Raw genomic sequence first — 13,400 nt, forward strand, 5'->3', positions numbered from 1 at the left:
ACAGGATGTCGGGTCGCGTTTGTCGCACCGGTGTCCTTCGCTCTTTCCAGCAGGTTGAAGACCCATGAAGATCAGCGGCGTGGACATTCGTCCCGGCAACATCATCGAGTATGAAGGCGGCATCTGGCGCGCCGTGAAGATTCAGCACACCCAGCCCGGCAAGGGCGGTGCGTATATGCAGGTCGAGATGAAGAACCTCATCGACGGCCGCAAGACGAACGTCCGCTTCCGCTCCGCCGAGACGGTCGAGCGCGTCCGCCTGGATACCAAGGACTTCCAGTTCCTGTTCGCGGAAGGCGACGACCTGACCTTCATGGACAAGGAAAGCTATGAGCAGATCACGCTGCCGCGCGACCTGCTGGGCGATGCCGCCGCGTTCCTGCAGGACGGCATGGATGTCGTGATGGAGCTGCACGAGGAAAAGCCGATCTCGGTCCAGCTTCCCGACCAGATCGAAGCCACCATCGTCGAGGCCGACGCCGTGGTGAAGGGGCAGACCGCCTCGTCCTCGTACAAGCCCGCCATTCTCGACAATGGCGTCCGCGTGATGGTGCCGCCGCACATCGCGTCGGGCACGCGCATCGTCGTCGACGTGTACGAACAGACCTACGTCCGCCGCGCGGACTAATCACGATCGGCGGATGACTGGCGCGACCTGAGCGCGACCCCGTCATCCGCCGTCCCGGCCCGTCGTTCGCGGCGGGCCTTTTCAATTGGAGCGCCCTGGGCAAGCAGCGGCGCGATCGAAAGGACGATCATGGCCTCGCACTCCGGGCTTCTCACCATCATGGAACGCGCCGCGCGCAAGGCCGCCCCGCGTCTCCGCCGCGACTTCAACGAGGTCCAGCACCTCCAGGTCAGCCGCAAGGGGCCCGCCGACTTCGTGTCGATGGCCGACAAGCGTGCCGAGGAAACCGTCTTCGAGGAACTGAAGAAGGCGCGTCCCGACTGGAACTTCCTCATGGAGGAGGGCGGCGAGATCAAGGGCGATCCGTCCAAGCCGCGCTTTATCATCGACCCGCTCGACGGCACCTCGAACTTCCTGCACGGCATCCCGCACTTCGCCATCTCGATCGCGGTCGAGGAGCCGCTGGCGAACGGCAAGCGCGAAGTGACGACCGGCCTGATCTATCAGCCGCTGACCGATGAGAGCTTCTGGGCCGAGAAGGGCCGGGGCGCGTGGTTGCAGGACGGCCGCCTGCGTGTCTCGTCGCGCCGCGATCTGTCGGAGGCCTTGATCGCCACCGGCATCCCGTTCCTGGGTCATGGCGATTTTGTCCAGTGGAGCCGCATTTTCGGTGCGATCGCCCCGCAGGTTGCCGGTATCCGCCGCTTCGGCTCGGCCGCGCTCGATCTCGCCTGGGTCGCGGCGGGCCGTTACGACGGTTTCTGGGAGTCGGGCCTGAAGCCCTGGGACGCGGCGGCGGGTATGCTGCTGGTGCGAGAAGCGGGCGGTTTCGTCAGCGACTTCCGTGGCAGCGACAAGTCGCTCGAGCGCGGCGAGTATCTGGCGGCCAATGAGGGCCTGCATTCCAAGCTGCACAAGCTGCTGGCCAACGCGCTGCGTTAAGAATTTGGTGGGATTTGAGCGCAATGGGGCCTGCCCCTTGCGCTCAAGCCACTGGATTACCATGTAAAAATTCGAGGATGACGGCGGGTGACGGCGTTCACTTGCGATTCATTCTCATGCCTTCGCTGGCTTGCTCCGGCCGACCCATCGGCCTAAAGCCATCGCATCCAGTTCCGCATCTGCGAGAGAAAAACTTGGTCGATCTGTCGCAATATCTGCCGATCCTCCTGTTCCTGGGCGTTGCCCTGGTTCTGTCGACGGCTTTCGTGTTTCTGCCGATGCTCGTGGCGCGCCTGACCGGTGCCCATAAGCCCAACGAGCAGAAGCTGTCTGAATATGAGTGCGGCTTCCCCGCGTTCGAAGACCCGCGCAGCCAGTTCGACGTGCGTTTCTACCTCGTCGCCATCCTGTTCATCATCTTCGATCTGGAAGCGGCGTTTCTGTATCCCTGGGCGGTCAGCGTCTTCAGCCTCGGCTGGACTGCCTGGTTTTCGATGATGATCTTCATCGGCGAGCTCGCGCTGGGTCTCGTCTATGCGTGGAAGAAGGGAGCGTTGGATTGGGAGTAAATCTTCACTCCGGTCCGGTTGAGTTCAAGCCGCAGGCCCATGGCGGACTCGCCCATGATGGCCAGGCTGTCATTCAGCCCGATCAGGGCTTTTTCGACGGGCTCAACGGCGAACTGACCGACAAGGGCTTCCTCGTCACCTCGACCGAGGAGCTGTTCCAATGGGCGCGCACCGGCTCGCTCTGGTGGATGACCTTCGGTCTGGCATGCTGCGCGGTGGAGATGATCCACGTGAACATGCCGCGTTACGATCTGGAGCGCTTCGGTGCCGCGCCGCGCGCGTCGCCGCGCCAGTCGGACGTGATGATCGTCGCGGGTACGCTGTGCAACAAGATGGCCCCGGCGCTGCGTCGTGTGTACGACCAGATGTCGAACCCGAAATACGTCATCTCGATGGGCAGCTGCGCCAATGGCGGCGGCTACTATCATTACAGCTATTCGGTGGTGCGCGGCTGTGACCGGATCGTGCCCGTGGACATCTATGTCCCTGGTTGCCCGCCGACCGCCGAAGCGCTGTTGTACGGCGTGATGCAGCTGCAGCGGAAGATCCGCCGCGCCGGGAGCATCGAACGGTGAGGGCGCCTGCTCCCCGTTATGCCGCCAATGACGGCGTGATCGATGCGGCCCGCGCCGCGCTCGGCCCCTGGCTGCTCGACGCGCGCGAGCATGTCGGCGAGGTCGCTCTGGTCGTCGATCGTGCGAACCTGGTCCCGGCCATGATCGCGCTGCGCGATACCAAGGGGCTGGAATATCAGCAGCTGATGGAGATAGCGGGCGTCGACTATCCCGAGCGCGACGAGCGTTTCGAGGTGGTCTATTGCCTGCTCTCGCTGACCCGCAACCACCGCCTGCACGTCCATGTCTCGACCGACGAGGACAAGCCGGTGCCGTCGGTGACGGGACTGTGGCCGGTCGCGGGCTGGCTGGAGCGCGAGGTCTATGACCTGTACGGCGTGCTGTTCTCGGGCAATAGCGACCTGCGTCGCATCCTGACCGACTATGGCTTTCGCGGCCACCCGCTGCGCAAGGACTTCCCGCTGACCGGCTATACCGAGCTGCGGTATTCCGAAGAGGAAAAGCGTGTCGTCTATGAGCCGGTGAAGCTGGCGCAGGACTTCCGCAATTTCGACTTCCAGAGCCCGTGGGAAGGTGCCGAATATGTCCTTCCGGGCGACGAGAAGGGCTCGCAGCCGCAGGGCAAGGGCGCGCAGACCCCGGCCAGTGCGGACGCGGTGAAGAAGGCCGATGCCGCGCCGGACAAGACCGTCGCCGCCAACGCGCCCGAGACGAAGACCACCGAAAGCCCCAAGCAGACGGGCGCGGGCGAACCGCATCCGGGCAACAAGGCCGAAGGTAAGCCCCAGGACCCGGATGTCGTGCCGGGCAAGGGCGGAGGACAGAATCAGTGAGCGACTACGTCGACGAACTGCTCCACAAGACGGACGCCGTTGACCCGACCACGGGCGACGTGTCGATCCAGAACTATACGATCAACTTCGGCCCGCAGCATCCGGCGGCGCACGGGGTGCTTCGCCTCGTCATGGAGCTGGACGGCGAGATCGTCGAGCGGGTCGATCCGCATGTCGGCCTGCTGCATCGCGGCACCGAGAAGCTGATCGAATACAAGACCTATTCGCAGGCGCTGCCCTATTTCGATCGGCTCGATTATTGCTCGCCGATGTGCATGGAGCACAGCTTCGTGCTGGCGGTCGAGAAGCTGCTCGACCTGGAAGTGCCGCTGCGCGCCCAGTATCTGCGGACCTTCTTCGCCGAGCTGACGCGTATCTCGAACCACATGCTCAACATCGGCAGCCACGTCATGGACGTCGGCGCGATGACGCCGAACCTGTGGCTGTTCGAGATCCGCGAAGACTGCATGAACTTCTATGAGCGGGCCTCCGGCGCGCGCATGCACGCGAATTATTTCCGCGTCGGCGGCGTCCATCAGGACGTCCCGCTCAAGCTGCTGACCGATATCGCCGACTGGCTCGACACCCGTCTGCCGCGCCTGTTCGAGGACGCGATCAGCCTGGTGGCGAACAACCGCATCTTCAAGCAGCGCAATGTCGACATCGCAGTGGTGAACCGCGAGGACGCGATCAAGTGGGGCTTCTCCGGCCCGATGATCCGTGGCTCGGGCATTCCGTGGGACCTGCGCAAGTCGCAGCCCTACGACGCCTATGACAAGGTGGACTTCGACGTGCCGGTGGGCACGAGCGGCGACTGCTATGACCGGTTCATGGTGCGCGTCGAGGAAGTGCGCCAGTCGGCCCGCATCATGAAGCAGTGCCTGGCACAGATGCCCGAAGGTCCGGTGATGGCGACCGATCGCAAGGTCACGCCGCCCAAGCGCGGTGAGATGAAGCGCTCGATGGAAGCGCTGATCCACCACTTCAAGCTCTATACCGAAGGGTATCACGTCCCCGCCGGGGAGGTGTATGTCGCGACCGAAAGCCCCAAGGGCGAATTCGGCGTGTATCTCGTCTCCGACGGATCGAACAAACCCTATCGCTGCAAGATCCGCCCGACCGCGTTCAGCCATCTCCAGGCCATGGAATTCATGTCCAAGGGGCACATGCTGGCGGACACGACCGCGATCTTAGGCGCGATGGACATCGTTTTTGGTGAATGTGACCGCTAATGGCTGACGCTCCCAACATCCCCGACGAGGCCGAAGTCCGCGCCCGCTGGGGCAATTTTGCATGGACCGACGAGAACCAGAAGAAGGCGAACGAGATCCTCGCGCGCTATCCCAAGGGTCGCGAACAGTCCTGCTCGATCCCGTTCCTCGATCTGGCCCAGCGCCAGGTCGGTGCGGAGACGCAGACCCAGGGCTGGCTGCCCGTGCCGGTGATCGAGTTCGTCGCGCGCCAGCTGGGTGTTGCGTACATGCGCATCTATGAGGTCGCGACCTTCTACACGATGTTCAACCTCGCGCCGGTCGGCCGCTATCACGTTCAGGTGTGCGGCACGACGCCGTGCATGCTGCGCGGGTCGGACGACGTGCTGGCGGCGTGCAAGAACAAGGGTCTGATCAAGGGCAAGACCACGCCCGACGGCATGTTCACGCTGACCGAGGTCGAGTGCATGGGCAATTGCGCCTCGGCACCGATGGTCCAGATCAACGACGACAATTACGAAGATCTGGATTACGATCGTACGGTCACGATCCTGGAAGCGCTGGCGCGGGGCGAGAGCCCCAAGACCGGCACGCAGGAGCCGGGTCGCCACACGGTCGAGCCGATCGGCGGTCCGACCACGCTGACCGCCATGGTCGGCGACAATCACGACTATCGCGGGGAGTGGGGCGCATAATGCTCGCTGACAAGGACCGCATTTTCACCAATCTCTACGGCTACCAGCCGTGGAACGTCGACGCGGCGATGAAGCGCGGCGATTGGGACAATACCAAGGCGCTGCTCGAACTGGGCCAGGACAAGATCATTGACGTCATCAAGGCGTCGGGTCTGCGCGGGCGCGGCGGTGCGGGCTTCCCGACCGGCATGAAGTGGAGCTTCATGCCCAAGGAACCGCGCCCCGATCGGCCGAGCTTCCTGGTCATCAACGCCGACGAATCCGAGCCGGGTTCGTGCAAGGACCGCGAGATCATCCGCCACGATCCGCACAAGCTGATCGAGGGCGCGCTGGTCGCGGGCTTCGCGATGCGCGCGCGGGCGGCCTATATCTATATTCGCGGCGAATATATCCGTGAGGCGGAGACGCTGTTCGCGGCGGTCGCCGAGGCGTATAACCGGGGTTTCCTGGGCAAGAATGCCTGTGGCTCGGGCTATGACTTCGACGTGTTCGTGCACCGTGGTGCGGGCGCGTATATCTGCGGCGAAGAAACCGCGATGATCGAGAGCCTGGAGGGCAAGAAGGGCCAGCCGCGCCTGAAGCCGCCTTTCCCGGCGGGTGCGGGCCTCTATGGCTGCCCGACGACGGTCAACAACGTGGAATCGATCGCGGTCGCACCGACCATCCTGCGTCGCGGGGCCGAGTGGTTCTCCTCCTTCGGGCGCGAGAACAACAAGGGCACCAAGCTCTTCCAGATTTCCGGCCATGTCGATCGCCCCTGTGTGGTCGAGGAAAGCATGTCGATCAGCTTCCGCGAGTTGATTGAGAAGCATTGCGGTGGCATCCGCGGCGGCTGGGACAATCTGCTCGCGGTGATCCCGGGCGGCTCGTCGGTGCCGTTGGTGCCTGCCGCCGAGATCATGGACGCGCCGATGGATTTCGACGGCCTGAAGGCGGTCGGGTCGGGTCTCGGCACGGCGGCCGTCATCGTCATGGACAAGTCGACCGACATCGTCCGCGCGATCAGCCGTCTGTCCTATTTCTACAAGCATGAGAGCTGCGGCCAGTGCACGCCGTGCCGTGAAGGCACCGGCTGGATGTGGCGCGTGATGGAGCGGATGCGTACCGGCGATGCCGATGTGGCCGAGATCGACACGCTGTTCCAGGTGACGAAGCAGGTCGAAGGCCACACCATCTGCGCGCTCGGCGACGCGGCGGCCTGGCCGATCCAGGGCCTGATCCGCCACTTCCGCCCGGAGATGGAACGCCGCATTCGCGAACGCAAAGGCGAGACGGGCGGCAACGCCCCGATGATGGAAGCTGCCGAATAATGCCTAAGGTCAAAGTCGACGGCGTCGAGATCGAGGTGCCGCAGGGCGCCACCGTGCTGCAGGCCTGCGAGCTTGCGGGCAAGGAAATCCCGCGCTTCTGCTATCACGAGCGGCTGTCCATCGCGGGCAATTGCCGCATGTGCCTGGTCGAGGTGAAGCCTGGGCCCCCCAAGCCGCAGGCGAGCTGCGCGCTTCCGGCGGCGGACAATCAGGAGATCTTCACCACCACCCCGATGGTGAAGGCCGCGCGCGAAGGCGTGATGGAATTCCTGCTGATCAACCACCCGCTGGACTGCCCGATCTGCGATCAGGGCGGCGAGTGCGACCTGCAGGACCAGTCCATGGCCTATGGCAAAGGCCATAGCCGCTATGACGAAAACAAGCGGGCCGTCACCGAGAAGTACATGGGTCCGATCGTCAAGACGGTCATGACCCGCTGCATCCAGTGCACCCGCTGCGTCCGCTTCGCCGAAGAGGTCGCGGGCGTGGAGGAAATCGGCGCGATCTATCGCGGCGAGAACATGCAGATCACCTCGTACCTCGAACAGGCCGTGTCGAGCGAGCTTTCGGGCAATGTCGTCGACCTGTGCCCGGTGGGCGCGCTGACGTCCAAGCCCTATGCGTTCGAGGCGCGTCCCTGGGAGCTGAAGAAGACGCTGGCCATCGACGTGATGGACGCGGTCGGCACCAATATCCGCCTCGACAGCCGTGGTCGTCAGGTGCTGCGCTGCGTGCCGCGCATCAACGACGAGGTGAACGAGGAGTGGGCGAGCGACAAGACGCGTCACGCGATCGACGGCCTGGTCCGTCGTCGTCTCGACCGTCCGTTCGTCCGCCGCGACGGCAAGCTGGTTCCCGCCACCTGGGACGAGGCCTTCGCCGCGATCCGCGACGTGAACGCCGGTTCGAGCGTCGCCGCGATCGCCGGTGATCTGGTCGATTGCGAGACGATGTTCGCTGCCAAGGCGCTGCTGGCCAAGATGGGTTCGAGCCTGATCGAAGGCCGTCAGACCGGCATGGATTACGACACGTCCAGCCTGGCTGCGGTCAACTTCAACACGACCATCGCGGGCGTCGAAAAGGCCGATGCGATCCTGCTGATCGGCACCAACCTGCGCTGGGAAGCGCCGCTGGTGAACACCCGTATCCGCAAGGCGATCAAGAAGGGTGCCAAGGTCTTCGCGATCGGCCCCGAAACCGATCTGACCTACAAGGTCGAGTGGCTGGGGGCCGATCTGTCGGCGCTGGGCAACCTCCCCGAGGCCGTCACCGAGCTGTTCGGCAAGGCCGCGCGTCCGATGGTGATCGTCGGCGGTGCGGCGCTGAAGGGCGCGCATGGCGCGAGCCTGAAGCTGGTCGACCAGTTCAATCTGGTGCGGACGCTGGAAGACGGTTCGGCATGGAACGGCTATAACGTCGTTCACATGGCGGCGGCTCGCATGGGCGGCCTGATGCTCGGTTACGCGCAGAAGGGCGGCATCGCGGACGTGGTTTCGGCCGCGCCGAAGCTCGCCTTCTTCTTGGGCGCCGACGAGGTGGACTTCGCTAAGTTCGGCAGCAGCTTCAAGGTGTTCGTCGGCCATCATGGCGACAAGGGTGCACATCACGCCGATGTCATCCTGCCGGGCGCCACCTTTGCCGAGAAGTCGGGGACCTGGGTCAATCTGGAAGGCCGGGTGCAGCGCGGCGACCGTGCGGTGTTCGCACCGGGCGACGCGCGCGACGACTGGACGATCTTCCGCGCGCTGTCCGAAGTGCTGGGCCAGACCCTGCCGTTCGATACGCTGGAAGAGCTGCGCGCCGCCATGGCCGCAGAGGTTCCGGCGCTGGGTAAGGTCGGCCTCGTCACCTTCGACTGGGCCGCGCCGTCGCTGAACGCGACCGCGTCCGGTACGCTGGAGGGTTACCCGATCAAGGACTTCTACCTCACCAACGCGATCTGCCGCGCCAGCCCGACGATGCAGCGCTGCTCGGCCGAACTGGTCCATGGTGAGACCTATGCGGAGGCAGCGGAGTGACCGCGTTTTTCAACACGACGCTCGGCCTTCCTTATGGCTGGGCCTGGGCGATCGCGACTTTGGTCGGGATCCTGGCGATCGCGCTGCCGCTGATGCTGGCCGTCGCGATGGTCATCTATGTCGACCGCAAGATCTGGGCGGCGATGGCGCTGCGCCGGGGTCCGAACGTGGTCGGCCCCTTCGGTCTGCTCCAGTCCTTCGCCGACGGTCTGAAGGTCTTCCTTCAGGAAACCATCGTTCCCTCGGCCGCCAATCGCGGGCTGTTCCTGCTGGCGCCCATCATCACCTTCACGGTCGCACTGATCGTCTGGGCGGTGGTGCCGTTCCAGCCGGGCGTGGTCGTCGCGAACATCAATGTCGGCCTGCTGTACGTTCTCGCGGCCTCGTCGCTCGGCGTGTACGGCGTGATCCTGTCGGGCTGGGCGTCGAACTCGAAATATCCCTTCTACTCGGCGCTTCGTGCCGCCGCGCAGATGGTGTCCTATGAAGTCGCGATCGGCTTCATCCTGATTTCGGTCGTGATGTGGTCGGGCAGCTTCAACCTGACCGACATCGTCGAGGCGCAGAAGAGCGTTTTGGGGATTCCGGTCAACGGCTTCTTCCTCAATCCGCTGCTCTTCCCGATGGCGGTGATGTTCTTCATCTCGGCACTGGCCGAGACGCAGCGCGCGCCGTTCGATCTGACCGAAGCGGAGTCGGAGCTCGTCGCGGGTTACCAGACCGAATACAGCTCGATGTCGTTCGCGCTGTTCTGGCTGGGCGAGTACGCCAACGTCATCCTGATGTGCGCACTGAACGCGATCCTGTTCTGGGGTGGCTATCTGCCGCCCTTCGACTGGGCGCCGCTCTATGTCGTGCCGGGCATCGTCTGGCTGCTGCTGAAGATGTGCTTCTTCTTTTTCGTGTTTTCCTGGGTGAAGGCGACCGTACCGCGTTACCGGTACGACCAGCTGATGCGGCTGGGCTGGAAGGTGTTCCTGCCGGTGTCGCTGTTCTGGGTATTCTTGGTGTCTGGCGTGCTGATGTATGCGCGCGTGGGAGTTCCGGCATGAGCGTCGCTCAGTACGTCAAGGCTTTTACGCTGTGGGAGTTCGTGAAGGGCCATGCGCTGACCCTTCGCTACTTCTTCAAGCCGAAGGCGACGATCAACTATCCGTTCGAGAAGAACCCCATCTCTCCGCGCTTCCGGGGCGAGCACGCGCTGCGTCGCTATCCCAACGGCGAGGAGCGGTGCATCGCGTGCAAGCTGTGCGAGGCGATCTGCCCCGCCCAGGCGATCACGATCGAGGCGGAACCCCGCGACGACGGCAGCCGCCGCACGACGCGCTACGACATCGACATGACCAAGTGCATCTATTGCGGGCTGTGCCAGGAGGCTTGCCCCGTGGATGCGATCGTCGAGGGTCCGAATTTCGAATTTTCGACCGAGACCCGCGAAGAGCTGATCTACGACAAGTCGAAGTTGCTCGATAACGGTGACCGCTGGGAAAGCGCGATCGCGGCGAACCTTGCCGCCGATGCGCCGTACCGTTAAAGCCCGCGACCAACGGTTCGGGGCGGACAGAAAAGGGGCCTGACAGGCAGTGATACAGGCTATCGCCTTCTATATTTTCGCGACCGTGGTGATCGTGTCCGCAGGGCTCACGATCGCGTCGCGCAATCCGGTGCACTCGGTCATGTGGCTGATCCTGGCGTTCTTCAACGCCGCGGGCCTCATGGTGCTGTGCGGGGCCGAGTTCATCGCGATGCTGCTCGTCATCGTCTATGTGGGCGCGGTCGCAGTCTTGTTCCTCTTCGTCGTCATGATGCTCGATATCGAGGTCGCGGCGATGCGGGCGGGCTTTGCGCGCTATCTGCCGCTGGGCCTGGCACTCGCCGTCGCCTTGCTGGCCGAGGTCATCATCGCCTTCCAGGCATGGAGCGTCGGCGGCGTGCAACTGGCGGCCCGTGCGGCCCCGATCGCGCCAGAGGTGTCCAACATCCAGGCGATCGGCAACCTGCTGTACACGCGTTATCTGTTCATCTTCGAGGGTGCGGGCCTGGTCCTGCTCGTCGCGATGATCGGCGCGATCGTGCTCACGCATCGCAAGCGGGGCGGCGTCCGTCCGCAGAACATCGCCAAGCAGAATGCGCGTCAGCCGCATGAGGCGATCCGCAACATCAATCAGCCCATCGGGCAGGGGGTGGAACTGTGACGATCGGTCTCGTCCATTATCTGGTCGTTGCAGCGATCCTGTTCACCATGGGGGTGCTGGGTATCTTCCTCAATCGGAAGAACCTGATCGTCATCCTCATGGCGATCGAGCTCATCCTGCTCGCCGTGAACCTGAACCTGGTCGCCTTTTCGGCCGCGCTTCAGGATCTGGTGGGTCAGGTCTTCGCCATGTTCGTGCTGACCGTGGCCGCCGGTGAATCGGCGATCGGTCTGGCGATCCTGGTCATCTATTTCCGTGGCCGCGGCACCATCGCGGTCGACGACGTCAACCGGATGAAGGGGTAATCGGGTTGATCCTCGCTATCGTCTTCCTGCCGTTGCTGGCCGCCGCCATTGCGGGGTTCGGCAACAAGGCCATCGGGAACGTGCCCGCCAAGGTCGTCACGACCGGCGCGCTGTTCATTTCCTGTGCCCTCTCATGGCCGATCTTCATCGGCTATCTGTCGGGCGCCAACGTCGCGACCGTCACGCCGGTGCTCCACTGGATCACCAGCGGCACCATGTCGGTCGACTGGGCGCTGCGCGTCGACTCGCTGACCGCGATCATGCTGGTGGTCATCACCAGCGTCTCGGCGCTCGTCCACCTCTATAGCTGGGGCTATATGAGCGAGGAGCCGGATCAGCCGCGCTTCTTCGCCTATCTCTGCCTCTTTACCTTCGCGATGCTGATGCTCGTGACGGCGGACAATCTGGTCCAGATGTTCTTCGGTTGGGAAGGCGTGGGTCTCGCGTCCTACCTGCTGATCGGCTTCTGGTTCCGCAAGCCCTCGGCCAATGCGGCCGCGATCAAGGCGTTCGTCGTCAACCGCGTAGGCGACCTCGGCTTCATGCTCGGCATCTTCGGCACCTTCCTGGTTTTCGGGACCGTCTCGATCCCGGCGATCCTGGCGGCGGCCCCCGGCATGGCGGGCTCGACCATCGGCTTCCTGGGCTATCGTTTCGACACGATGACCGTGCTCTGCTTGCTGCTGTTCGTCGGCGCGATGGGCAAGTCAGCGCAGCTTGGCCTCCACACCTGGCTGCCGGACGCGATGGAAGGCCCGACCCCGGTTTCGGCGCTGATCCACGCGGCGACCATGGTCACCGCGGGCGTGTTCATGGTGTGCCGCCTGTCGCCGATGTTCGAAACGTCGCCGACCGCGCTGGGCGTCATCACCGTGATCGGGGCCTGCACCTGCTTCTTTGCCGCGACTGTCGGCACGGTGCAGACCGACATCAAGCGCGTCATCGCCTATTCGACCTGTTCGCAGCTCGGCTATATGTTCTTCGCGGCCGGTGTCGGCGCGTATGGCGCGGCGATGTTCCACCTGTTCACGCACGCCTTCTTCAAGGCGCTGCTGTTCCTGGGTGCGGGCTCGGTGATTCATGCGATGCACCATGAGCAGGACATGCGTTATTATGGCGGTTTGCGTCGCCACATCCCGCTCACCTTCTGGGCGATGATGATGGGTACGCTGGCGATCACCGGCGTCGGCATCCCGGCTCTGTTCGGCAACCCGATGGCGTTCGGTTTCGCGGGCTTCCACTCGAAGGACGCGATCATCGAAGTCGCCTATGCGGGTGGTTCGGGCTTCGCCTTCTGGGCGGGCGTCATCGCCGCGCTGCTGACCAGCTTCTATTCGTGGCGCCTGATGTTCCTGACCTTCTGGGGCAAGCCGCGCTGGACCGGGTCGGAGCATATCCAGCACGCGATCCATGACGCGCATGGCCACGGCCATGACGATCATGCCCATGGTCACGCTCACGACGCGCATCACAACGACGCGCATTCGGAAGATGCCGGTCACGAGCCGCATACGCACGATGCGGGCCACACCGATGTGCCGGAAGGCACGGGGGGCTATCATCCGCATGAGAGCCCGCTGGTCATGCTGATCCCGCTGATCGTCCTGTCGATCGGCGCGATCGCGGCGGGCTTCGTCTTCCATGGCTGGTTCATCGAGCCGGAAGCGGGCGAGAGCTATTGGAAGGGGGCGATCGCCTTCAACGAGCATCTGATGCACGCGATGCACGGCGTGCCGGTGTGGGTGAAGCTGTCGGCGACGGTGGTGATGCTGCTCGGTCTGCTGACCGCGTATCTGACCTATATCCGTGCACCGGAGTTCCCGGCCAAGTTCGCGGACCAGTTCCGCATTCTGTACCGCTTCCTCCTCAACAAATGGTATTTCGACGAGATCTACCATTTCCTCTTCGTGCGCCCCGCCTTCGCGATCGGCCGGTTGCTGTGGCACCGTGGCGACGAGAAGACGATCGACCGCTTCGGCCCCAATGGTGTCGCCTGGCTCGTCCAGCTCGGCAGCAAGGGTGCGGCGCGCTTCCAGACGGGATACCTCTACAGCTATGCCTTCGTCATGTTGATCGGCCTGACCGCGGCCGTCACCTGGGCCATTTTGGGTTGATCGCG

The 13,400-nt window shown here is 63.9% G+C and carries 14 protein-coding genes; all 14 read left to right on the forward strand.

All coding sequences use genetic code 11. The features are described 5' to 3' along the window. The first annotated feature begins 64 nt into the window (after nucleotides 1-64). A complete protein-coding gene (gene efp, locus GGQ89_RS11460) occupies nucleotides 65-628 on the forward strand; it encodes an elongation factor P (protein ID WP_007403968.1) in 564 nt (187 codons plus the stop codon). A gap of 129 nt (nucleotides 629-757) precedes the next feature. After that, nucleotides 758-1,570 carry an inositol monophosphatase family protein gene (locus GGQ89_RS11465; RefSeq protein WP_056438117.1) on the forward strand — a complete coding sequence of 271 codons (813 nt, stop codon included), beginning with the start codon at nucleotides 758-760 and terminating at the stop codon, nucleotides 1,568-1,570. Nucleotides 1,571-1,764: 194 nt separating this feature from the next. Further along, nucleotides 1,765-2,139 (forward strand): NADH-quinone oxidoreductase subunit A, encoded by a 375-nt coding sequence (gene ndhC / locus GGQ89_RS11470; RefSeq protein WP_056438114.1) that lies wholly within the window; start codon nucleotides 1,765-1,767, stop codon nucleotides 2,137-2,139. After that, nucleotides 2,130-2,714, forward strand: coding sequence for a NuoB/complex I 20 kDa subunit family protein (locus GGQ89_RS11475; RefSeq protein ID WP_206378809.1), 585 nt, complete (start codon nucleotides 2,130-2,132; stop codon nucleotides 2,712-2,714). The genes ndhC and GGQ89_RS11475 overlap by 10 nt, the downstream gene beginning before the upstream one ends. After that, on the forward strand, nucleotides 2,711-3,547 hold the full coding sequence (locus GGQ89_RS11480) for an NADH-quinone oxidoreductase subunit C (protein ID WP_184105881.1): 837 nt from the start codon (nucleotides 2,711-2,713) through the stop codon (nucleotides 3,545-3,547). The genes GGQ89_RS11475 and GGQ89_RS11480 overlap by 4 nt, the downstream gene beginning before the upstream one ends. Further along, a complete protein-coding gene (locus tag GGQ89_RS11485; protein WP_076716689.1) occupies nucleotides 3,544-4,779 on the forward strand; it encodes an NADH-quinone oxidoreductase subunit D in 1,236 nt (411 codons plus the stop codon). Before GGQ89_RS11480 ends, GGQ89_RS11485 begins: the two co-directional genes overlap by 4 nt. Then, nucleotides 4,779-5,453: a complex I 24 kDa subunit family protein gene (locus GGQ89_RS11490; protein WP_056438103.1), complete on the forward strand. Its 675-nt coding sequence runs from the start codon at nucleotides 4,779-4,781 to the stop codon at nucleotides 5,451-5,453. Before GGQ89_RS11485 ends, GGQ89_RS11490 begins: the two co-directional genes overlap by 1 nt. Then, the gene (gene nuoF / locus GGQ89_RS11495) at nucleotides 5,453-6,763 is read left to right on the forward strand and encodes an NADH-quinone oxidoreductase subunit NuoF (RefSeq protein ID WP_056438101.1); all 1,311 of its coding nucleotides are present in this window, start codon (nucleotides 5,453-5,455) and stop codon (nucleotides 6,761-6,763) included. Before GGQ89_RS11490 ends, nuoF begins: the two co-directional genes overlap by 1 nt. Beyond that, nucleotides 6,763-8,781 carry an NADH-quinone oxidoreductase subunit NuoG gene (gene nuoG, locus GGQ89_RS11500; protein ID WP_184105882.1) on the forward strand — a complete coding sequence of 673 codons (2,019 nt, stop codon included), beginning with the start codon at nucleotides 6,763-6,765 and terminating at the stop codon, nucleotides 8,779-8,781. Before nuoF ends, nuoG begins: the two co-directional genes overlap by 1 nt. Continuing rightward, complete coding sequence (nuoH, locus tag GGQ89_RS11505) at nucleotides 8,778-9,833, forward strand: NADH-quinone oxidoreductase subunit NuoH (RefSeq protein ID WP_184105883.1); 1,056 nt, start codon at nucleotides 8,778-8,780, stop codon at nucleotides 9,831-9,833. The genes nuoG and nuoH overlap by 4 nt, the downstream gene beginning before the upstream one ends. Beyond that, nucleotides 9,830-10,315 (forward strand): NADH-quinone oxidoreductase subunit NuoI, encoded by a 486-nt coding sequence (gene nuoI / locus GGQ89_RS11510; RefSeq protein WP_042483186.1) that lies wholly within the window; start codon nucleotides 9,830-9,832, stop codon nucleotides 10,313-10,315. The genes nuoH and nuoI overlap by 4 nt, the downstream gene beginning before the upstream one ends. 49 nt (nucleotides 10,316-10,364) lie before the next feature. Next, entirely contained in the window at nucleotides 10,365-10,976 is a 612-nt protein-coding gene (locus GGQ89_RS11515) for an NADH-quinone oxidoreductase subunit J (RefSeq protein WP_007404217.1), read from the forward strand. Then, complete coding sequence (nuoK, locus tag GGQ89_RS11520; protein WP_007404079.1) at nucleotides 10,973-11,281, forward strand: NADH-quinone oxidoreductase subunit NuoK; 309 nt, start codon at nucleotides 10,973-10,975, stop codon at nucleotides 11,279-11,281. Before GGQ89_RS11515 ends, nuoK begins: the two co-directional genes overlap by 4 nt. Further along, a complete protein-coding gene (gene nuoL / locus GGQ89_RS11525) occupies nucleotides 11,281-13,395 on the forward strand; it encodes an NADH-quinone oxidoreductase subunit L (protein ID WP_184105941.1) in 2,115 nt (704 codons plus the stop codon). Before nuoK ends, nuoL begins: the two co-directional genes overlap by 1 nt. The last annotated feature ends 5 nt before the right edge of the window (nucleotides 13,396-13,400 follow it).

This window comes from Sphingomonas yabuuchiae, assembly GCF_014199595.1.
GTDB classification, from domain to species: Bacteria; Pseudomonadota; Alphaproteobacteria; order Sphingomonadales; family Sphingomonadaceae; genus Sphingomonas; species Sphingomonas yabuuchiae.

What these genes read in the sequence shown, in the direction of transcription:
- efp (WP_007403968.1), top strand. Translation starts at nt 65, where the DNA reads ATGAAGATCAGCGGCGTGGACATTCGTCCCGGCAACATCATCGAGTAT.
- GGQ89_RS11465 (WP_056438117.1), top strand. Translation starts at nt 758, where the DNA reads ATGGCCTCGCACTCCGGGCTTCTCACCATCATGGAACGCGCCGCGCGC.
- GGQ89_RS11490 (WP_056438103.1), top strand. Translation starts at nt 4,779, where the DNA reads ATGGCTGACGCTCCCAACATCCCCGACGAGGCCGAAGTCCGCGCCCGC.
- nuoF (WP_056438101.1), top strand. Translation starts at nt 5,453, where the DNA reads ATGCTCGCTGACAAGGACCGCATTTTCACCAATCTCTACGGCTACCAG.
- nuoG (WP_184105882.1), top strand. Translation starts at nt 6,763, where the DNA reads ATGCCTAAGGTCAAAGTCGACGGCGTCGAGATCGAGGTGCCGCAGGGC.
- nuoI (WP_042483186.1), top strand. Translation starts at nt 9,830, where the DNA reads ATGAGCGTCGCTCAGTACGTCAAGGCTTTTACGCTGTGGGAGTTCGTG.